Source organism: Rhodobacteraceae bacterium M382, assembly GCA_025141015.1.
Lineage (GTDB): Bacteria > Pseudomonadota > Alphaproteobacteria > Rhodobacterales > Rhodobacteraceae > Aliisedimentitalea > Aliisedimentitalea scapharcae.
The window spans coordinates 1,474,267-1,493,006 of record CP081098.1; the positions used below are offsets into that span (position 1 = coordinate 1,474,267).

Here is an 18,740-nt window from a genome sequence, read left to right on the forward strand (position 1 = left end):
ATCCTGGGGTGAATTGGCCGCAGGCCAAGAGGGGCAAAGCCCCGCAAACTTCCGGTAGGATCAGCAAACGCTTGACGAGCAGGAGCCAGGCGCGTAGGCGATCCGGGCGCAGAGGGCTGGATGGCCGCGTGGGTGGCAACATCCGCGAGGAAAGTCCGGACTCCACAAGGCAACGGTGCCGGGTAACGCCCGGGCGGGGAAACCCGACGGAAAGCGCCACAGAAATGAAACCGCCCCGAACCTGTTTCGGGGTAAGGGTGAAACGGTGGGGTAAGAGCCCACCGCGCCCCTGGCAACAGGGGTGGCACGGCAAGCCCCACCTGGAGCAATGCCAAATAGGACCCCCGCGCGGGCCGGTCGGCGTCAGCCGATACCGCCGCTAGGCCGCCTTGGCCGAGAGGGATCGGGTTGGCAGCTAGAGGCGTCTGGCAACAGGCGCACCAGAGGAATGGTCATCAAAGGGGGCAACCCCGGAACAAAATCCGGCTTATAGGCTCTCTGCGCGTCTTTCCGGTTCATAGGCCATCACGGGATCGGTCATCCCTTTGAGATCAAAGGGGCCGACCCGATTCAGAGACGGGGTCACGCCCTGAGCCGTGATTTCACACATCAGGATCTGACCGTCCCGCGCCTGATTGCACAGTCGTGCCGCCAGGTTCGGTGCAGTTCCGATTGCTGCATAATCCAGCCGCCCTTCAAATCCGATCTGGCCCAATGTGGCCTGACCCGTGGCAATGCCGATCCCCAGCCCCAGCCGACCGGCGTCGCTTTGAAAGGGGCGCAGGGCAGGGTGAAAGGCGGCCTGCATTTCACAGGCCAGCGCCAAGGCCTTTTCCCCCGGCTCCTCGCAGGGGGCCGGGGCATTGAACAGGACCATCAATCCATCCCCCAAAAACCGTTCCAGCGTGCCGCCGCTGTGTTCAATGAGTGGACCGACCGTGGCGTGAAAGGCATTCAGAGCGGCAATGACCCGCTCTGGGTCGACCGCATTGGCATAGGCGGTAAACCCGCGCAGATCGGCAAACAGAACCGTAACCAGACCGCGCCGACTGCTCAGAAGATCCGCGCCGTCCTCGGCGCTCAGGATCAGTTCTGTCACTTGTTTGGGCAAGAACCGGCGCAGGCGGTTGCTGCGCGAAATCTCTTCGACCTGGCGCGCCACTCTATGTTCGAGATCACGGTTCCAATTGGCCAGTTGGTCACGCTGCGCATGGACTTTGTCATAGAGTTTACCCAATTTGTCACTCATGGTGTTGGCATCCTCAGCCAGCGTGCCGAATTCGTCCTGGTTGGGCACCTGAACCCGTGCATCGAAATTGCCGGAGGCAACCGAGCTGAGCGTGCGCCCGATGCGCTCCACCGGCCAGATGATTGTCGAGGAAATGACATACCCGGCAAACAGCGACAACAGAACCGCACTCACGCTGGCAATCAGGACAATCCGGCGCGCGCGTTCATAAGCCAACCGAGTCTCTGTGGCTTGGTTCTTCATTTCTTCACTGATCTCGGTGGAGCGGGTATAGGCGCTGCGCTGGATCTTTTGAAACACAGGCAAAACCTGCGTGTTCATAAGGGTTCGGACCCGGTCAAATTCGCCGGCTTTCCTGGCTTGTAGAATTTCAAAGGCGACCAGGCGCAGGGACGAAATCTGTGCATGAAACTCGGCCACCCGGGCACCTTCGACGCTCTGCGCACCACCTAGAGTGTGAACTGCACGTGCGATAATCCGAAAGAGATCGTTCATTTCGTTGATCAGTTGGCCGGCTGGGGCAGAGGATCGAACCGGATTTGCCACTGCGCTTGAAACCCCAAAACCCAATGCGTCATTGGTTGAAAGGTAAATGCGATCATAGATTTCTATGCGCTGCTGGCTTTCGATCAATGCCTCGGTGCGTGCGTTGGATTGGCGCAACGTCGCAAGACCCAGAAATGCGATGACAGTCATCAGGCCAGTCATCCCAAGAAAGGCGATCAATAGCTTGACCCGGATCGAGATGCCAAGCCGGGCAACGGCGCGCACCACAGGAGTCGGGCGTGCCCGGGGGTGAAATGCATCGTCCTTTGATGGTTTTTGCATAGGGTATTCCCCGCGGCGGTGCCTGGGGCACTATGCGGCAAGTGGACGGAAAAATCAAAAACCGGCCGACGCCTATGGATCTGCGCCCTGGCATTTTGGCGTCATTTCGGCAGGACAGGAGCGAAGAACGCTGGCTGTTGAGACAAAAACAACGTTTAAGGCCGTCTGGGCACGTTTCCACACCTAAACCTGCGGGAATCCTATTGACTCGGGGGGCAACCCCGTTAAAAGCCGATGCTCATACGAATTCAACCGAAACGGCCCTGCCTTTTCGGACGCAGGAGAAAACCCATGGCGAAGCCGACGACAATCAAGATCCGCCTGAACTCGACCGCGGGCACGGGCCACTTTTATGTGACCAAGAAAAATGCTCGTACCATGACCGAGAAAATGACCGCACGTAAGTACGATCCGGTTGTGCGCAAGCATGTCGAGTACAAAGAAGGCAAAATCAAGTAAGCCTTCCCTGACCGAACGGTCGTGGTGAATTTGAAAAGGGCGTCGTGATTGCCGCGAGGCCCTTTTTGTATTGCGGGACAGGTTTTTCCTTTCTGTTATGTGACCCAGAAAATGTCACCAGCCTGCGCGGTTTCTGACGCATTTGTCCGCCAGTGGTTTGCATGATGTCATTTGTGCTGACGAGGGTGTCATGAAAACCAAACTTTACATCTTGGCGCTGGCCAGTGTTGGCCTGGCGGCTTGCAGTCAGCCGCAAGGAGCCGGATTCTCGGGGATCGGTTTCGAAGGCGGTGCAGTTGCCGGTGCTGCCCCAGTGAGCGAGACGCGGCTATCGACGTCCCAGGTGCGTCCCCTGCCATTTCATCAGGCGACCTCAGGTTCGGGGACTCTGAGCGACATGGCCGAGATTGCCATCCGAACCGGAGGAACCGTGCCGGGCCGGTCGACGTTGGTGCAAGTTTCCGGGCAACCTTTGGCGATGAGCCTGGTTCAAGTCGACCAGACTCCTTTTGCTGTTTTGCGTGTGCCATCTGGCCAAAGCACAGCCAGGATGGACAAACGGACGCAAACGGCCTTTGCCGAGCAGCTGGGCGGTTTGACAGGCTGCAAGCCAGCGAGCGGGGTCTATGGGCTGGGCAACCCCAAACGCGACCTGAGCGGCTTGGCAGCGGCGCTGGACTGCAGCTGAGTCATCGCGACATCTCCGGTCGTATAACAAAATGGAGCGCCTGCGGCGCGCAGGGTCCATTTTTGCGTTTCCACGCAGGAAGCGAGGCGTTGCCTCGCGCTGTGGCGAAAGCCATTGGGTCGATGCAAATAGCCGTGCCAAGGAAATCTGTCCCAAAGCCTGACGAGAAGATTGCCCCCTTGGCTCCGCGTGGATTCGGTGGTCCGTCTCGGTCTTAAACTCGAACAGACTTTCGGGAGTTGTGGGTCCGGAACGGTTGCCCCGCCAGGCTGAGAGCCTGGATCCCACGGTCAGTGAAGCCGTCTGCATATGTCTGGTGAGGGATGTTTCTCTGGGCACCTTTCCAGCATCGGTTCTGAACCAAGCGCATATCTACAAGACGGTTGTGGCGCGCGTGCCGGGCAAGGGCACATCGAAGGCACCAACCCTCAAAGGTCTGTGCGCCTTGCAGCTAGCTGATGATGGTTGCCAGCTGTTCTGGAGAGGGGCTGTAGCCATCGCCTGGACTGCTGACTCTGGGGCGTAGGTCGGCACGTGAAGGTAGGGCTTTGTATGGGCCGCCTATCAGGCTGGATGCGCATGTCACCCGATCCATGAGGAGAATTCTCGGGCCTTGGCCTGACATCCAGGACCGGATCTGAAACTGAAAACGAGCAGCTTTTGAGACTGCAAACTTCCTTTGAGCCGTGTTCCGTTCCAATTTTCCGAGATCATCAGCCAGTTCTAAGAAACCGAGATTTACGATTTCTGATTGGAAAATATCGAACCCATCTTATTGGGGTCGCGTTCTGCAGAGGGGGCTGAGACGTGAAAAAGCCTGCCAAGACATGGTCTTGGCAGGCTCGAACGGTCCTGAATGGACGTGAGAGAGGTTTACTCTCGGTTTCCTAGGAGTGACAGCAGCATCATGAACATGTTGATAAAGTCCAGATACAGGCTCAGCGCGCCCATGATGGCCGCCTTGCCCAGCCATTCCTGATCGCCGGATTCGGCCATCTGGATGTAGGTTACCTTGATCTTCTGCGTGTCATACGCTGTCAGACCCGCAAAGATCAGAACGCCGATCACGGAGATGGCAAACGCCATGGCAGAAGACGCCAGGAAGATGTTTACGACCGAGGCCACGATCAACCCGATCAGGCCCATGATCAGGAAGGTGCCCATGCCGGACAGGTCCTTCTTGGTCGTGTAGCCATAGAGCGACAAGCCCGCAAACGCGATTGAGGTGATCAAAAAGACCTGAACAATCGATTCCCCGGTGAACACCAGGAAAATTGAGCTGATCGACAGACCCATCACCGTGGCAAAGACATAGAACAGCAGCTGTGCACCCGCAGCCGACATGCGGTTGATCGCCGCGCTGAACCCAAAGACAAAGGCCAGCGGCGCAAACATGATCACCCATTTCAAAGGCGAGGCGTAAAGCGCATATCCAATCGACGTCAGGTATTTGTCCTGGCTCAGCTGTGCAGATGCCCCGGTCGGATCATTGGTGACCGCGAGCCCGGCAATGGCCCAGGCCGCCAAAAAGGTGATGAAAGTCCCGACAGACATTGTGCCGTAGACCTTGTTCATATGAGCGCGCAGACCCTCGTCGATCTGGGCGGCGCGTGCGCCAACTCCAGCGCGGATCGTGTCGAATTCAGCCATTCCCTTTGGTCTCCATTCATAGCCAATTCGCCGCCAAAACGTATCGGCGGCCTTTGTTTTGAATATTGGTGCAAAGGGGACTGTTATCAAGTGCTTCCTGCGTCAAATCCGCAGGAAAAGCGGAACAGGCAGGGCAATTGCAGCCCAGCCTGTCCGGAAGAACCAATTTGAATATGCCGGCTTAGCGGCACCAGTGATCCGGTGCATCCCATGCCAGGCGGCTTGATTCGGCCTCGGCCTGGGCTTTTGTGATGCCAATATCGTCCAATGCAGCGGCATCCAGCTTTTTCAGGGCGCGCCGCTGACGGGCAACGGCCAGGGCGGTGATCAGCGTGACGCTCCAGGAGCGATTGCGCGGGGTACAGTGGCTGTGGTCTGCGATATAGGTCATCATCTAGGTCCTTTCCTGATATTGTGATGCTTTCGCGTCCTTCATCAATTTCCTTGATATATATGGAGAGGTATGATTGATTTTGAAAACGAATGTTTTTGATCTCTTTCATCAAGGATTGTGATGATGCGAAATTTGGATATCACGACACTGCGTTCTTTTGTGGCGGTTGCCGACAACGGTGGGGTGACCCGCGCGGCCGGGTTTCTGCATCTCACCCAGTCGGCGGTTTCAATGCAGCTCAAACGGCTCGAAGAGCTGTTGGGTCTGGAATTGCTGGATCGATCGGGGCGGCGCATTGCGCTGACGGCATCTGGGGAACAGCTGTTGGTCTATGCACGCAAGATGGTTGCCCTGAATGACGAGGTGATCGGGCGGCTGACAAACCAGGCGTTCGAAGGGGAGATCGTGCTGGGCGTGCCCCACGATATCGTTTATCCCGCGATTCCGCGGGTGCTGCAGCAATTCAATATCGCGTACCCACGGGTCAAGGTGCAGTTGATTTCGTCCTTTACCGTGGCGCTCAAGGAGCAGTTTTCGAAAGGCGAATGTGACCTGGTGCTGACCACCGAAAGCTCAGAAACAGCAGAAAGCGAAACTCTGGCCAGTCGTCCGTTGTGCTGGATCGGAGCGCCCGACGGAACAGCCTGGCGGCAGCGGCCGCTGCGTTTGGCGTTTGGGCGGGCGTGTACCTTCCGGCCCAAGGTGATCACGGCGCTGGATCAGGCGGGAATCCCGTGGGAAATGGCGGTCGAGACGGATTCCGACCGAACCATCGAGGCGACCGTCAGCGCAGATCTGGCCGTCAACACGATGATAGACGGTGCCGAGCCACCGCATCTGACCCAAATTGATCATAGTGGTGGGTTGCCTGATCTGCCGACGCAAAAGATCAACCTGTATGGGGCCGATACCACTGGCAGCCAGATTGTCAGTGAGCTGGCTGAATTCGTGCGCCGCGCCTTTCGCGAGGTCAGCACGCCGATCAGCGTCAAGAACAGGAATGCGGCCTGAAAGGGCGCATTTACAGCGCCTTGGGCTTTGCCCGGGGCGCTGCCCGGCCCAACGGGTTTCGCTGCATCTGTGATGCCGAGAAACCGGGCGGGAGCCCCCGTTCTTGTCATGGGATCAGGGCGTAATCACGACTTTGCCGGTTGATTTGCGCTGGCGCAGCAATTCCATTCCTTCGTCGACCTGGGCCAGAGGCAAGGTATGGCTGATGTGGGGTGACAGTTTTCCTTCCAGATACCAATCGAACAGCGTCTTGAAACTGTCGCGTACGACGTCCGGGCGGAACTTGAGATACCCGCCGATATAGAACCCGATCACATCCAGATTTTTGACCAGCAGGTGATTGGCCGGGATTTGGGGCACCTCGCCACTGGCAAAGCCAATAGGCAGAAGGCGGGCTTCGGGGTTGCAGGCCCGAAATGCGGCCGTCCATGCAGCCCCCCCAACGGCGTCATAGACGACATCGGCTCCGCCCAGTTCCTTGACGCGGATACGCAGGTCCTCGCTGTCATCGATCAGGTGATCCGCCCCGGCAGCCTGGGCTACCGCCAATTTGTCGGCACCGCGGGCATGGGCAATCACGGTTGCCCCCATCAGCTTGCCGATCTCGACCGCCGTCAGCCCCACGCCTCCGGCTGCACCGGTGACCAGCAGGGTCTCTCCCGGCTGCAATCTGGCGCGGTATCCCAGGGCCATGTGGCTGGTGCCATAGGCAATTTGAAGGGCAGCCGCCTGTTCGAATGGAATGCCATCGGGCAACGGCAATGCCCGGTCTGCGTCGAACACGCCCTGTTCGGCGAGCCCCCCCTGACCTGAATAGACTGCGATTCGTTCGCCGACTGCGAATCCCGTGACATCGGGCCCAACAGCCTTGACCACGCCTGCAATTTCCATTCCGAGGGTGAACGGAGCCTCTGGTGTGTCCTGATAGGTGCCTTTTTGCATGAGCAGATCGGCGAAATTAAGCCCACAAGCCTTGATGTCGACCAGGATCTGACCCGCCCCGGGACGGGGGGCTTTGATCTGGATCAACCGGGCCGGGGAGCCGGCAGTGGAAATATGATAGGCAAGCATATAAAACCCCTATTTTCCCGATAGTAAGCCGTGGTTTTTGATCTGGTGTCAAACGCATTTCCTGTCGCCAACCCGCTATTTAGGGGGAGGGTGCGGCACGTTGGAAAACATGGGGAAACAGCGAAATTTGCGTGTGAAATATACGGAAACGTGAGGTCCAGCAATCGGCTATGGAGAGTGATCCGGGTTGAATTCAACCGAAAAGGGCGTAAACTCTCGCGATAGAGGTGCGGTTTGGGACGCAATCATAGTTGAGGAAACGGTAAGGATACCTCGGTAAGATCACAGAGGTATCCTGGGGCTATGTGAGTGCCTGACGGTAACCAGTGTTGTACAAGGAGAAACGCATGACCCATCCCGTAGACGTGCACGTGGGCAAGCGCGTAAGACATCGTCGTTGGCTGATCGGCATGACCCAGCAGCAGCTGGCGGAACAGGTTGGCATTAAATTCCAGCAGATTCAGAAGTATGAAACCGGTGCGAACCGGGTCAGCGCATCCCGACTGTGGGATATCGCCGAAGCCCTGGATGTGCCGGTCAGTTTCTTCTTTGAAGGATTGGACGAGACGGAAAAGGCCGAGGGCAAGAAGTCCATGGTGCCTGACGACCTGATGGGTCACAAGGAAGCTCTGGATCTGGTGCGCTCCTATTATGCGATCCCGGAAAACCAGCGTCGCCGCCTGTTTGAATTGGCGCGTGTTCTGAGCGACGTCGCCTGAAAACGGGTAGATCAGGACAAAAGGGCAATTCGCTCTTGAAATGAACGCGGCACAGTGGCACCCGGTTGGGTATGTCACATGCCGCGTTTTCCGATCTTGAAATTGCCCACAAACTGGCCGATGCCGCCCGTGCGGCGATCCTGCCGTATTTCCGCCGTGCTGATCTGGGCACGGAGAACAAGGATCAGGGCGGGTTCGACCCGGTGACCATTGCTGACCGCGAAGCGGAACAGGCCATGCGGGCCGTATTGGCCGAGCATCGCCCAACGGATGGAGTCTGGGGCGAAGAATTTGGACGACATGACGGCAGCTCTGGCCGCATGTGGGTTCTGGACCCGATCGACGGCACCCGTGGATTTATCAGCGGCACCCCGACTTGGGGGGTCTTGATTGCGTTGTCAGACGGTGATGGCCCATTTTTGGGTGTGATTGACCAACCTTATACTGGTGAGCGATTCGTCGGCGGTTCGGGGGGGGCGGTGATGACAGGTCCGATGGGGGAAACTGCGTTGGGGACCCGATCCACCTCTGATCTGAATGAGGCCATCGTCTTTACCACCTTTCCCGAAGTCGGATCCGCTGATGATCGGTCGGGTTTTGAAGCTGTGGCCGGGCAGTGTCGCTTGGCGCGCTACGGAATGGATTGTTACGCTTATGCGCTGCTTGCGGCTGGTCAGATTGATCTGGTCATCGAAGCGGGATTGAACCCCTATGACATTCAGGGACCCATCGCCGTGATCCAGGCGGCAGGCGGGATCGTCACGGATTGGCAAGGCGGCCCGGCTCACAACGGTGGGCGCGCTTTGGCTGCAGCCAATGCACAGCTGCATGCCCAGGCGCTGGCCATCCTGACCCAATTCTGATCGGATCCGCCGACTCGCAATGCTCCCGCCCGTGTCCAACGCATCACAGATGCGCCGGACCCCGTTGGGCGTGGCGTTGCACGGACAAGCCCGCACAACGCCGGCTGCGATTGTGCCAGTCGCGCATCTGCCCCAGGAACCGGGGCTTGAGTCGGGGCGACGGACACGATATCTTTGCGGCCATATCAGCGCCGAGTCCTTTGCCCGTCTTCTGTCGGCGCGTCCAAAACACTTCTTCACCGAAGCGGGCCAAATGAAGGAGTGTATGTCTGATGACCGAAATTCTGATCCGCAATGCCCACACCATCGTGACAATGGACGATGCCCGGCGCGAGCTTTCGGGGATGGATCTGTTGATGCGCGATGGGGTGATCGCCTCAATTGGGGAAAATTTGGCGCTCACCCGGGCGGACACAGGCGACATCATTGATGCGGCCAGCTGCGTCGTGACACCGGGGTTGGTCAACACCCACCATCACCTGTATCAGACGCTGACCCGTGCTGTACCCGGCGCACAGGACGCCCTGCTGTTTGGCTGGTTGCAACGGCTCTACCCGATCTGGGCAAGGTTTGGCCCCGAAGAGATGTTCATTTCGGCTCAGGTGGGATTGGCGGAGCTCGCGCTTTCGGGGTGTTCGCTCAGTTCAGATCATCTGTATCTCTACCCCAATGGTGCCCGGCTCGAAGATACGATTTCTGCGGCGCGCGAAATCGGGCTGCGGTTTCATCCGACACGCGGCGCGATGAGCATCGGTGAAAGCGCGGGTGGGTTGCCTCCGGATAGCCTGGTTGAACGTGAAGCGGATATTCTGACGGACATGATCCGGGTCGTCGACGCCTTTCACGATCCTGACCCAGGATCCATGTGCCGGGTGGGCCTGGCACCCTGCAGCCCCTTTTCTGTCAGCCGCGACCTGATGCGGGATGCGGCCCTTCTGGCCCGCGACAAGGGCGTGATGCTGCACACCCATTTGGCCGAAAATGACGAGGACATCGCCTATTCCGAGGCAAATTTCGGATGCCGCCCAGGACAATACGCCGAAGAGCTGGGCTGGACCGGTGAGGACGTCTGGCACGCCCATTGTGTGAAACTGGATGAGGCGGAAATCGACCTCTTTGCCAGAACCCGTACCGGTGTCGCCCATTGCCCGTGTTCGAATTGTCGTCTTGGCAGCGGCATTGCGCCGGTTCGCCGGATGCGGGACGCGGGTGTCAAGGTGGGTTTGGGGGTCGATGGCTCGGCCAGCAATGACAGCGGCAACATTATGGCCGAGGCGCGCCAGTCGATGTTGCTGCAACGCGTGTCCCAAGGCGCAGACGCCATGAGCGCCCGGGAGGCTTTGGAAATCGCAACCCGCGGCGGCGCGGATGTGCTGGGGCGCCCGGATTGCGGCCGCCTTGCGGTCGGGAAACGTGCCGATATCGCGCTCTGGGACATCTCGGGTATCGACAGCGCCGGCAGTTGGGATCCAGCGGCTTTGCTGCTGGCGGGGCCGACGCGGGTCAAACATCTGCTGGTCGAAGGGCGCCAGGTCGTGCAGGACGGCCAGATAGCAACCTTGGATCTGCCCAAAGTGATAGAACGTCAAACCCAGCTGGTCCATCGTCTGATGGCGTGATCGCATTTGCTTCTTTCTGGTCCCAAATACCTTGGGGGGCAAGGGGGCAACGCCCCCAAAACTCCCTGACAACCTGGGCCAGAACAGGTTTCAAACAGACCGTTTTCCGCCAATCCAGACTTCGGCAACGGCCCGATCATCCCCCATCATGATGGTGGGGAACAGGGCTTCCCACAGGTCGGCAGCGCGTTGCGATCTTTGCGCGATTGCGGGGGTCGAGCTCAGATCCAAGACCACTATATCGGCCTCCATGCCGGGGGCGATATTGCCGATCCTGTCGTCCATCCGCAGCGCCGTGGCGGACCCTTGGGTCGCCAGCCAGATCAACTGTGACGCGTGCAATGGGGTGCCGCGCAATTGGCCGATCTCATAGGCGGCCGCCATCGTGCGCAGCATCGAAAAACTGGATCCGCCGCCGGTGTCGGTGGCCAGACCGATCCGCTGGCCCTGGGCCATCAAACCGGCCATATCGAACAGACCAGACCCGATAAAGGTATTGGATGTGGGGCAATGCACCAAGGCGGCCCCATGCTCTCGCAGTCGGTCCCGTTCGCGCTCTTCCAGGTGAATGGCGTGCCCATACAAGCCCCGCCCGCCCAGCAGACCGAATTTTTCATATGTATCCAGATAGTCACGGGCATCCGGGTAGAGTGATAGCACCCACTCAATTTCGTCGGTTTGTTCGCTCAGATGGGTTTGCATCAGAACCTCGGGATGCTCGGCCCATAACGCGCCCAGGGCTTCCATCTGCTCCGGGGTAGAGGTGGGCGAGAACCGGGGTGTGATCGCATATTCCAACCGATCTACGCCGTGCCATTTTTCCAGCAACCGTTTGCTGTCGTCATAGGCGCTATGTGCGCTGTCGCACAGGCCATCTGGGGCATTGCGATCCATACAGGTCTTGCCGGTGACGATCCGTTGACCCCGCGCCTGGGCCGCAGTGAACAGCGCATCGACGCTTTCGGGATGAATGGTGGCAAAGCTGCAAACGCTGGTCGTGCCATGTGACGTGGTCAAATCCAGATAGCGGTTGGCAATTTCATCCGCATAGACAGGGTCGCCAAATCGCATTTCCTCTGGGAACGTATAGCTGTTCAACCAGTCGATCAGACGCTTGCCCCAACTCGCAATCATCGCGGTCTGCGGAAAATGCACATGGGCGTCCACAAACCCGGCGCAAATCAGATGATCTCCATAGTCCACGATCTGCGCCTGAGGATTCGCAGCCTGCAATTCGTCCTCAGACCCCAACGCAACCACCTTGCCCTTGCCAATAGCCACGGCTTCGCAGGTTTGGCTGGCGGCGGTTGGATCCTCTTCAAACGGGGAGCTGTGAAAGGACAGGACGTGCCCTTTGAGTATGAAATCTGCTTGCATTGCGCGTGTCCGTGGTTGCCAAATGACGTCCAGCACGATAGCCGCCGCAACAGTTGCGGTAAATTCCACCATTGTCATTGTTTTTCGGTAGCTGCTTCTTTTAGGTTGCAGCCAATCGACGGTCAGCCAGGGGGTACAGGTATGGAAGATATGGACATCGACCTGGCCCGGGAAGACGACTCCGAAGCTTATATGCTGGATCGCAAGAACGTGTCGGCGATCCTATATGCGGTCGAAATCGAAGACCGCCAAAAGCTGACCGAACTGATGGAACCGCTGCATGCGGCGGACATCGCTGACCTTCTGGAACAGATCAACGCCTATGACCGGGCACGCCTGATCCGATTGTATGATCGCGAATTCGACGGCGACATCCTGTCGGAACTGGACGAATCGATCCGCGAGGAAGTGATCGCCATCCTACGCCCTGATGTTTTGGCGGATGCGGTGCGCGACCTGGACAGCGATGATGTCGTCGACTTGCTGGAGGATCTCGAAGAGCCCCAGCAGGAAGCAATCCTGGACGCGCTGGAAGATGCCGACCGGGCGGTGGTCGAGCAATCCCTGAGCTATCCGGAAAATTCCGCCGGTCGACTGATGCAGCGCGAAGTGGTGATGGCCCCCGAGCATTGGAATGTCGGTCAGGCCATCGATTTCATGCGCACACATGACGATCTGCCAGAGCAATTCTATCACATGGTGTTGGTCAATCCGCGGATGCACCCGGTCGGCAACGTGACACTGGGCAAGATCATGGGCGCGCATCGCGCCACCCCGTTGCAGACGTTGGTCGAAGAGAGCTTTCAGGTCATCCCGGTCAATCAGGACGAAGAGGATGTGGCCTATGCCTTTAATCAGTATCACCTGATTTCCGCGCCTGTGGTGGATGAAGAGGGCCGCATCGTCGGGGTTATCACCATCGACGATGCCATGGTGGTGCTGGACGAAGAGCACGAAGAGGACATTCTGCGACTGGCTGGTGTGGGCGAAGGATCCCTGTCGGACCGGGTATTTGAAACCACGATGCAGCGGTTTCCATGGTTGGCGGTGAACCTGGTCACGGCGGTCTTGGCGTCACTGGTCATTTCGATGTTCGAAGAGACGATTGCACGCTTTGTGGCTCTTGCCGTATTGATGCCGATTGTCGCGTCCATGGGTGGCAATGCCGGGACGCAAAGTTTGACCGTCGCGGTGCGGGCCCTCGCGACCAAGGATTTGACCAGATCCAACGTATGGCGTGTGATCCGACGCGAGGCGCTGGTGGGGCTGATCAACGGGCTGGTCTTTGCTGTCGTCATGGGGCTGGTCGGTTTGGCGTGGTTCGGGTCCCCCCTGTTGGGCGGTGTCATAGCGGTCGCAATGGTGATCAATCTGGTCGTGGCCGGGCTGGCCGGGACCATCGTTCCAGTGCTTTTGGAGAAAGCAGGAGTTGATCCGGCATTGGCCTCGGGGTCCTTTGTGACGACGGTGACGGATGTGGTCGGGTTTTTTGCATTTCTGGGTTTGGCGGCCGTCATGCTGCTGTAGCAGTGGCCAGGAGAAGGTGGTGAACAATATGGATCTGGTCGAAATCAAGGCGGTGGCCCGCAAGGATGCGTTTGCGAGACGTAAAGCGGCCCATGGTACGCAGATCCCTGGTGCCGCGGGACATCTTGCCGAGGTACTGGCCGGGTACCGTGGTGTGCCGCTGGCCGGGTATATGCCGATCAGAACCGAGATAGATCCCCTGCCAGTCATGGCCGAAGCGGCGGCCTATGGGCCGGTCGGCGTGCCCGTGATCCAGGGGGCTGGTTTGCCGCTCAAGTTCAGCCGCTGGCAGCCCAACGGTGCATTGCGTGAAGGTCCGTTTGGTGCGCAGGTGCCAGAGGTGGACGACTATTTCGAACCGGAAATCCTGGTGGTGCCGTTGGTCGCCTTTGACGCCAAAGGTGGGCGGCTGGGGTATGGTGGCGGGTTCTATGACCGAACATTGGAACTGCTGCGCGGCAAACGGGCGACGCTGGCCATCGGGTTTGCCTTTGATGCGCAGGAGGCCGAGGATTTGCCACTGGAGCCCACAGATCAGCCGCTGGACATGTTGATCACCGAACGCAGGATCTTGAGCTTTCGCACGTGATGCGCCCCCCGCGGCTGTTCAGCCGCGCGTGCGAGCCGTTTTGAAGCGGCTGGGGAATGGTGGTGATCAGAACCCCAGTTTTTCCAGCCGCCAGGCAACCTTGCGGTGAATGATCGGTGGCAGCAGATCCTGCAGCAATTCCCGCCGCGCAACCATGCGGTCGGGTTTGTCGACTGTGTCGGGGCGGGGTTTGAATAGGGTGGTGTGGGATTTGCGCGTGCTGTCCCAGGTCGCGGTGTAATAGTAAAGCGCGATTGACATGCGCGGTTCGCCATCCGGGTGGTTCACGGGTTCCGGGTTGCCATGCCAGCTGTTCGAGCTGGTCGAAAACATGCACATTCTGTTGAACAGGGGGGCATAGCTCGCGACTTGCGCGCTCATGTCATCGTTCCAGACTTCAAAGGACCCACCATATTCAGCCTTCCAATCCTTGTTCAGATAGATCAGCAGGTTGACACGGCGTTCCAGGTTCAGCCCGGCGTGATGATTAAAGTCCGCATGAATATCAAGATGGCCGCCATTGGCCACCACATGCACCCCACCACCGGCGAAGTAGGGGTCGGGAATCAGACCTTTGATCCCGGTCAGCTCTTCGACAAATCCCAGAACAGGGCGAGAATTTAACGCATAAAACAACTGCCGCGTATAAGGTGGGAGCCGTTCCGGCGTGTAGGAGGTCTTCAGTTTTTCCTGGGGCCGGTCAAAGCTGGTTTCCGACTCTGGCAACTGTTTGAGCTCTTCCTTGACCCGTTCGAGGATCTCGGGGTTCAGGAAATTGTCATATCCGCCATAGTGAAAGGGTTCGCGGGATTGATACGCCGGGGCCAGCGCCTTGGCTGCCTCGCGCGCGTTGCGCGTTGAAATCAAAAGGGTGTCCGGATCCAGGGCAAGGACAGGTTGGGTCATGAGTGATCTCCTGTGGGGTCTCCAGGGGGCGGTCCACATGTGAAATGATCTGTCCGAAAACCGGACATTGCAATGCTTTTGCACATGGTGCGCCGCGTTTGGGGCCGTTTTGCGGCATGGGTCGCACATTTGCGGGGAAGGTCGGGGCATCTGGGGCGGCCTTGGGGTCTTTCATCGGGGCCGTGCTGTTTTTACGGTTTCCACCTGCTGTAAAAATGCCGTAGGACGGGGACATGAGATGTCTTTTTCTGGGTGATGTGATGGGCCGCGCAGGACGCCGGGCCATTACCGAGAACCTGCCACGTCTGCGTGACGAATGGCGGTTGGATTTTGTCGTGGTCAATGGCGAAAACGCCAGCAACGGCATGGGTTTGAGCGGGGAACATGCGCGCCTGCTTTTGCAGGCCGGTGCCGATTGCGTCACGCTGGGCGATCATGCCTTTGATCAAAAGGACATGTTGCAATTCATCGAAAGCGAACCACGCATCATCCGACCCTTGAATTTTGCCAAAGGCGCGCCGGGCAAAGGATATCGGCTGTTCACGGCACCGGGCGGACGCAAGGTCCTGGTGTTGCAGGTATTGGGTCAGGTGTTCATGAAACGCGCTTTTGACGATCCGTTTTCAGCGGTCGAAAAAGTGCTCAAGGCGCATCCTCGGGGTGGGTTGGCCCAGGCGATCATTGTCGATGTGCATTGCGAAGCCACGTCCGAAAAGATGGCGATGGGGCATTTTTGCAATGGCAAGGCGTCATTGGTGGTTGGTACCCATACACATGTGCCAACCGCTGACGCGCAGATCCTGGGCGGAGGCACCGCCTATTTGACCGATGCCGGGATGTGCGGCGACTATGATTCCGTTATCGGCATGGAGAAAATGGAGCCCATGCGCCGGTTCATCACCGGGATGCCGAAATCACGGTTTACCCCGGCCAATGGCGCGGCAACCCTGTCGGGGATCTTTGTCGAAACCGATGATCGCACGGGCGAGGCCAAGACCGTGCAGATGGTCCGCCAGGGCGGATTGCTGGAACAGGCCAGTCCATGACAAAACGCCGTCAGCTTGTCTGGTACAGCCTCGTTTTGGGAATGCTGGGGGCAGGCTGGGGGATCACGCAGCCATTGACCAAGATCACGGTCAGCACCGGGTATCAACCTTGGGGGTTGATCCTGTGGCAATTGATTATTGGTGCGGTGTTCATGGCGGTGATTTCACTGTTGCGGGGCAAGGGGTTGCCACTGACCCGCGGCACATTGCGGATTTCGCTGGTGATGGCCGTGATCGGAACGCTGGTGCCCAATACCGCGTCTTATACGGCGATCGTGCATTTGCCATCGGGGATTATGTCGATCCTTTTGTCGCTGATCCCGATGATGGCTTTTCCCATTGCGCTGGGCCTGCGGCTGGAGCCGTTTCGCATCACCCGGTTGGCGGGGCTTTCCCTGGGGTTGGTCGGGGTGTTGTTCCTGGTGATCCCCGAAGCCAGCCTGCCGGATCGCGCCATGTTGATCTGGATCCCGGTCGCGTTGATTGCTCCGGTTTGCTACGCGTTCGAGGGCAACTATGTGGCCAAATGGGGCACCGGCGGACTGGACCCGATTCAGGTTCTGTTTGGCGCATCGCTGATTGGGTCGGTTCTGGTGCTGCCGATGGCCATCGGATCGGGCCAATTCATTTCACCGTTTCGCTCCTATGGTGCGGCAGAATTTGCGTTGGTGGCCTCGTCCATCGTCCATGTGGTGGTCTATGCATCCTATGTGTGGTTGGTGGGCAAGGCGGGGCCGGTGTTCTCCATGCAGGTCAGCTATTTGGTTACCGGGTTTGGCGTGTTCTGGGCCATGGTCCTGTTGGGGGAAAGCTATTCCTCCTATGTCTGGGTCGCCATGGGGCTGATGCTGGCCGGAGTGTTTCTGGTACAGCCGCGCACATCAACTGAACTTGCACCGTCGAACAAAGGCGGTCAGGATAAAACTCAAGAATTTCAGCAGGCGGGTCTATGAATCTGATAGCTTTTTCTGAAACTGGCGGTGCTCTTACCACGCTCGCCGTTGTGGTCATCATGTTCATCCTCTTCATGCGCGAAGCCTATCCGGCCGAAGTTGTCGCGATCGGGGGTGCGGCGACCATGTTGGTTCTGGGCTTGTTGCCCTATGAAGAAGCGCTGCATGTCCTGTCCAACCCGGCACCCTGGACGATTGCCGCAATGTTCATCGTCATGGGGGCCCTTGTGCGCACCGGTGCGTTGGAGTGGTTCACGCAACTGGCTGAAAAACAGGCGGATTCCCGACCAGCCGTGGCCATTGGCGCATTGATGATCTTTGTTGTCGTTGCCTCGGCCTTTGTGAACAATACGCCAGTTGTGGTGGTCATGATCCCGGTATTTGTCCAGCTGTCGCGCAAATTGGGCATTTCGGCCAGCAAGATGCTGATCCCGCTCAGCTATGCGGCGATTCTGGGCGGAACGTTGACCTTGATCGGGACCTCGACCAACCTGTTGGTGGATGGGGTTGCCCGGGCGCGGGGATTAGAACCGTTCACCATTTTCGAAATCACGCCATTGGCGATCATTCTGGTGATATGGGGCGCGATCTATTTGCGGTTCGTGGCCCCGCGTCTATTGCCTGAACGCGCCAGCATGGCGTCAATGCTTTCGGATCAGCAGACTTCGAAAAAGTTCTTTACTGAGGCGGTGATACCTCCGGAGAGCAATTTGATCGGGCGCGAAGTGACCAGCGTACAGTTGTTCAAACGTCCCGGTGTTCGACTGATCGATGTGATCCGGGGCGATTTGTCTCTGCGCCGCGATCTCAAGGGTGTTGAACTGCAGGTCGGAGATAGGGTGGTTTTGCGCACCCGGATGACCGAATTGCTGAGCCTGCAATCCAACAAGGAACTCAAACGGGTTGATCAGGTATCGGCGGTGGAAACCTCGACTGTCGAGGTTCTGATTACGCCGGGCTGCAAGATGGTCGGGCGCACACTGGGCGAATTGCGTCTGCGTCGTCGATATGGTGTCTATGTTCTGGCCATGCACCGCAGCAATCAGAACATCGGTCAGCAACTGGATCAGTTGGTGGTGCGCGTGGGCGATACATTGCTGCTCGAAGGGGCTCCGGAAGATATCCAGCGACTGGCCCAGGACATGCAGATGGTCGATGTGACCAAACCAACGGCGCGCGCCTATCGCCGCAGCCACGCGCCGATCGCGCTCGCCTCGATTGCGGGGATTGTCGCCCTGGCTGCATTGGGTGTGGCACCGATACTGTTGTTGGCAGTGTTGGCCATGGCCACGGTCTTCCTGACCCGGTGTATCGACTCGGACGAAGCGTTCTCATTTATTGATGGGCGGCTGTTGGCCCTGATTTTTGCCATGCTGGCGGTGGCAACAGCATTGGAAACTTCGGGCGCAATCGACCTGATTGTGCATAAATTCGCCCCCTATCTGAGCGGCCTGCCGCCTTTCCTGATCGTCTGGGGGCTGTATCTGCTCACCTCGCTTTTGTCGGAGCTGATCAACCACGCGGTGGCGGTGGTTCTGACCCCGGTTGCCATTGGTCTGGCAGTGTCGCTGGGGGTGGACCCGCGCCCGTTGGTGGTGGCGGTCATGATCGCAGCCAGCGCAACCTTTGCCACGCCGATCAGCTATCAGACCAATATGATGGTCTATGGGCCGGGCGGTTACAAATTCACGGATTTCATGCGCGTCGGTATCCCGTTGAACCTGTCGGTTGGTCTTCTGGCGTCGGCATTGATTCCGGTGTTCTGGCCACTTTGATCTGAAAAGGACGCAT

Annotated in this window: 16 protein-coding genes, 1 other RNA gene and 2 pseudogenes; 12 read left to right on the top strand and 7 right to left on the bottom strand. The window is 58.4% G+C overall.

Features of this window, described 5'->3' with window-relative positions; genetic code table 11:
• Window positions 1–108 precede the first annotated feature (108 nt).
• Window positions 109–506: RNase P RNA component class A (rnpB, locus tag K3727_06750), an RNA gene on the top strand.
• A 77-nt stretch (window positions 507–583) separates the two neighbouring features.
• On the opposite strand, the pseudogene K3727_06755 reads toward rnpB, so the two are convergent.
• Window positions 584–1,249, bottom strand: a pseudogene (locus K3727_06755) (adenylate/guanylate cyclase domain-containing protein).
• Window positions 1,235–2,077, bottom strand: a pseudogene (locus tag K3727_06760) (HAMP domain-containing protein). The pseudogenes K3727_06755 and K3727_06760 overlap by 15 nt, the downstream one beginning before the upstream one ends.
• Window positions 2,078–2,368: 291 nt before the next feature.
• Here K3727_06760 and rpmG point away from each other — a divergent pair.
• Both rpmG and K3727_06770 read left to right on the top strand, forming a co-directional pair.
• Window positions 2,369–2,536 carry a 50S ribosomal protein L33 gene (gene rpmG, locus K3727_06765; GenBank protein UWQ92479.1) on the top strand — a complete coding sequence of 56 codons (168 nt, stop codon included), beginning with the start codon at window positions 2,369–2,371 and terminating at the stop codon, window positions 2,534–2,536.
• Between the two features lie 190 nt (window positions 2,537–2,726).
• Complete coding sequence (locus K3727_06770; protein ID UWQ92480.1) at window positions 2,727–3,224, top strand: hypothetical protein; 498 nt, start codon at window positions 2,727–2,729, stop codon at window positions 3,222–3,224.
• A gap of 873 nt (window positions 3,225–4,097) precedes the next feature.
• On the opposite strand, the gene K3727_06775 is transcribed toward K3727_06770, so the two are convergent.
• Both K3727_06775 and K3727_06780 read right to left on the bottom strand, forming a co-directional pair.
• Entirely contained in the window at window positions 4,098–4,874 is a 777-nt protein-coding gene (locus tag K3727_06775) for a Bax inhibitor-1/YccA family protein (GenBank protein UWQ92481.1), read from the bottom strand.
• Between the two features lie 181 nt (window positions 4,875–5,055).
• Entirely contained in the window at window positions 5,056–5,265 is a 210-nt protein-coding gene (locus K3727_06780) for a DUF1127 domain-containing protein (GenBank protein UWQ93299.1), read from the bottom strand.
• Between the two features lie 126 nt (window positions 5,266–5,391).
• Between K3727_06780 and K3727_06785 the strand changes: the two genes are divergently transcribed.
• Complete coding sequence (locus tag K3727_06785) at window positions 5,392–6,279, top strand: LysR family transcriptional regulator (protein UWQ93300.1); 888 nt, start codon at window positions 5,392–5,394, stop codon at window positions 6,277–6,279.
• 114 nt (window positions 6,280–6,393) lie between these two features.
• Here K3727_06785 and K3727_06790 read toward each other — a convergent pair whose 3' ends face one another.
• Window positions 6,394–7,350: an NADPH:quinone oxidoreductase family protein gene (locus K3727_06790; protein UWQ92482.1), complete on the bottom strand. Its 957-nt coding sequence runs from the start codon at window positions 7,348–7,350 to the stop codon at window positions 6,394–6,396.
• 347 nt (window positions 7,351–7,697) lie between these two features.
• On the opposite strand from K3727_06790, the gene K3727_06795 reads away from it, so the two are divergent.
• From K3727_06795 to K3727_06805, 3 genes are all read left to right on the top strand, one after another.
• On the top strand, window positions 7,698–8,069 hold the full coding sequence (locus K3727_06795; protein ID UWQ92483.1) for a helix-turn-helix domain-containing protein: 372 nt from the start codon (window positions 7,698–7,700) through the stop codon (window positions 8,067–8,069).
• A 71-nt stretch (window positions 8,070–8,140) separates the two neighbouring features.
• Window positions 8,141–8,932, top strand: a complete 792-nt coding sequence (hisN, locus tag K3727_06800) for a histidinol-phosphatase (protein UWQ92484.1) — start codon at window positions 8,141–8,143, stop codon at window positions 8,930–8,932.
• Window positions 8,933–9,204: 272 nt separating this feature from the next.
• Complete coding sequence (locus K3727_06805; GenBank protein ID UWQ92485.1) at window positions 9,205–10,551, top strand: 8-oxoguanine deaminase; 1,347 nt, start codon at window positions 9,205–9,207, stop codon at window positions 10,549–10,551.
• A gap of 90 nt (window positions 10,552–10,641) precedes the next feature.
• On the opposite strand, the gene guaD is transcribed toward K3727_06805, so the two are convergent.
• Window positions 10,642–11,928 carry a guanine deaminase gene (guaD, locus tag K3727_06810; GenBank protein ID UWQ92486.1) on the bottom strand — a complete coding sequence of 429 codons (1,287 nt, stop codon included), beginning with the start codon at window positions 11,926–11,928 and terminating at the stop codon, window positions 10,642–10,644.
• A gap of 141 nt (window positions 11,929–12,069) precedes the next feature.
• Here guaD and mgtE point away from each other — a divergent pair, with 141 nt between their 5' ends.
• Both mgtE and K3727_06820 read left to right on the top strand, forming a co-directional pair.
• Entirely contained in the window at window positions 12,070–13,455 is a 1,386-nt protein-coding gene (gene mgtE / locus K3727_06815; GenBank protein UWQ92487.1) for a magnesium transporter, read from the top strand.
• Window positions 13,456–13,483: 28 nt separating this feature from the next.
• Window positions 13,484–14,044, top strand: a complete 561-nt coding sequence (locus tag K3727_06820; protein UWQ93301.1) for a 5-formyltetrahydrofolate cyclo-ligase — start codon at window positions 13,484–13,486, stop codon at window positions 14,042–14,044.
• 66 nt (window positions 14,045–14,110) lie between these two features.
• On the opposite strand, the gene K3727_06825 is transcribed toward K3727_06820, so the two are convergent.
• Window positions 14,111–14,950 (bottom strand): 2OG-Fe(II) oxygenase, encoded by an 840-nt coding sequence (locus K3727_06825; protein UWQ92488.1) that lies wholly within the window; start codon window positions 14,948–14,950, stop codon window positions 14,111–14,113.
• A gap of 233 nt (window positions 14,951–15,183) precedes the next feature.
• Between K3727_06825 and K3727_06830 the strand changes: the two genes are divergently transcribed.
• Genes K3727_06830 through K3727_06840 form a run of 3 tightly spaced genes read left to right on the top strand, consistent with a single transcriptional unit; the run spans window position 15,184 to window position 18,724 of the window.
• Window positions 15,184–15,996 (top strand): TIGR00282 family metallophosphoesterase, encoded by an 813-nt coding sequence (locus tag K3727_06830; GenBank protein ID UWQ92489.1) that lies wholly within the window; start codon window positions 15,184–15,186, stop codon window positions 15,994–15,996.
• Entirely contained in the window at window positions 15,993–16,949 is a 957-nt protein-coding gene (locus K3727_06835) for a DMT family transporter (protein UWQ92490.1), read from the top strand. Before K3727_06830 ends, K3727_06835 begins: the two co-directional genes overlap by 4 nt.
• Window positions 16,946–18,724 carry an SLC13 family permease gene (locus tag K3727_06840; GenBank protein UWQ92491.1) on the top strand — a complete coding sequence of 593 codons (1,779 nt, stop codon included), beginning with the start codon at window positions 16,946–16,948 and terminating at the stop codon, window positions 18,722–18,724. The genes K3727_06835 and K3727_06840 overlap by 4 nt, the downstream gene beginning before the upstream one ends.
• Window positions 18,725–18,740: the final 16 nt, after the last annotated feature.

What these genes read in the sequence shown, in the direction of transcription:
- rpmG (UWQ92479.1), top strand. Translation starts at nt 2,369, where the DNA reads ATGGCGAAGCCGACGACAATCAAGATCCGCCTGAACTCGACCGCGGGC.
- K3727_06770 (UWQ92480.1), top strand. Translation starts at nt 2,727, where the DNA reads ATGAAAACCAAACTTTACATCTTGGCGCTGGCCAGTGTTGGCCTGGCG.
- K3727_06775 (UWQ92481.1), bottom strand. Translation starts at nt 4,874, where the DNA reads ATGGCTGAATTCGACACGATCCGCGCTGGAGTTGGCGCACGCGCCGCC.
- K3727_06780 (UWQ93299.1), bottom strand. Translation starts at nt 5,265, where the DNA reads ATGACCTATATCGCAGACCACAGCCACTGTACCCCGCGCAATCGCTCC.
- K3727_06785 (UWQ93300.1), top strand. Translation starts at nt 5,392, where the DNA reads ATGCGAAATTTGGATATCACGACACTGCGTTCTTTTGTGGCGGTTGCC.
- K3727_06790 (UWQ92482.1), bottom strand. Translation starts at nt 7,350, where the DNA reads ATGCTTGCCTATCATATTTCCACTGCCGGCTCCCCGGCCCGGTTGATC.
- K3727_06795 (UWQ92483.1), top strand. Translation starts at nt 7,698, where the DNA reads ATGACCCATCCCGTAGACGTGCACGTGGGCAAGCGCGTAAGACATCGT.
- hisN (UWQ92484.1), top strand. Translation starts at nt 8,141, where the DNA reads ATGTCACATGCCGCGTTTTCCGATCTTGAAATTGCCCACAAACTGGCC.
- K3727_06805 (UWQ92485.1), top strand. Translation starts at nt 9,205, where the DNA reads ATGACCGAAATTCTGATCCGCAATGCCCACACCATCGTGACAATGGAC.
- guaD (UWQ92486.1), bottom strand. Translation starts at nt 11,928, where the DNA reads ATGCAAGCAGATTTCATACTCAAAGGGCACGTCCTGTCCTTTCACAGC.
- mgtE (UWQ92487.1), top strand. Translation starts at nt 12,070, where the DNA reads ATGGAAGATATGGACATCGACCTGGCCCGGGAAGACGACTCCGAAGCT.
- K3727_06820 (UWQ93301.1), top strand. Translation starts at nt 13,484, where the DNA reads ATGGATCTGGTCGAAATCAAGGCGGTGGCCCGCAAGGATGCGTTTGCG.
- K3727_06825 (UWQ92488.1), bottom strand. Translation starts at nt 14,950, where the DNA reads ATGACCCAACCTGTCCTTGCCCTGGATCCGGACACCCTTTTGATTTCA.
- K3727_06830 (UWQ92489.1), top strand. Translation starts at nt 15,184, where the DNA reads ATGAGATGTCTTTTTCTGGGTGATGTGATGGGCCGCGCAGGACGCCGG.
- K3727_06835 (UWQ92490.1), top strand. Translation starts at nt 15,993, where the DNA reads ATGACAAAACGCCGTCAGCTTGTCTGGTACAGCCTCGTTTTGGGAATG.
- K3727_06840 (UWQ92491.1), top strand. Translation starts at nt 16,946, where the DNA reads ATGAATCTGATAGCTTTTTCTGAAACTGGCGGTGCTCTTACCACGCTC.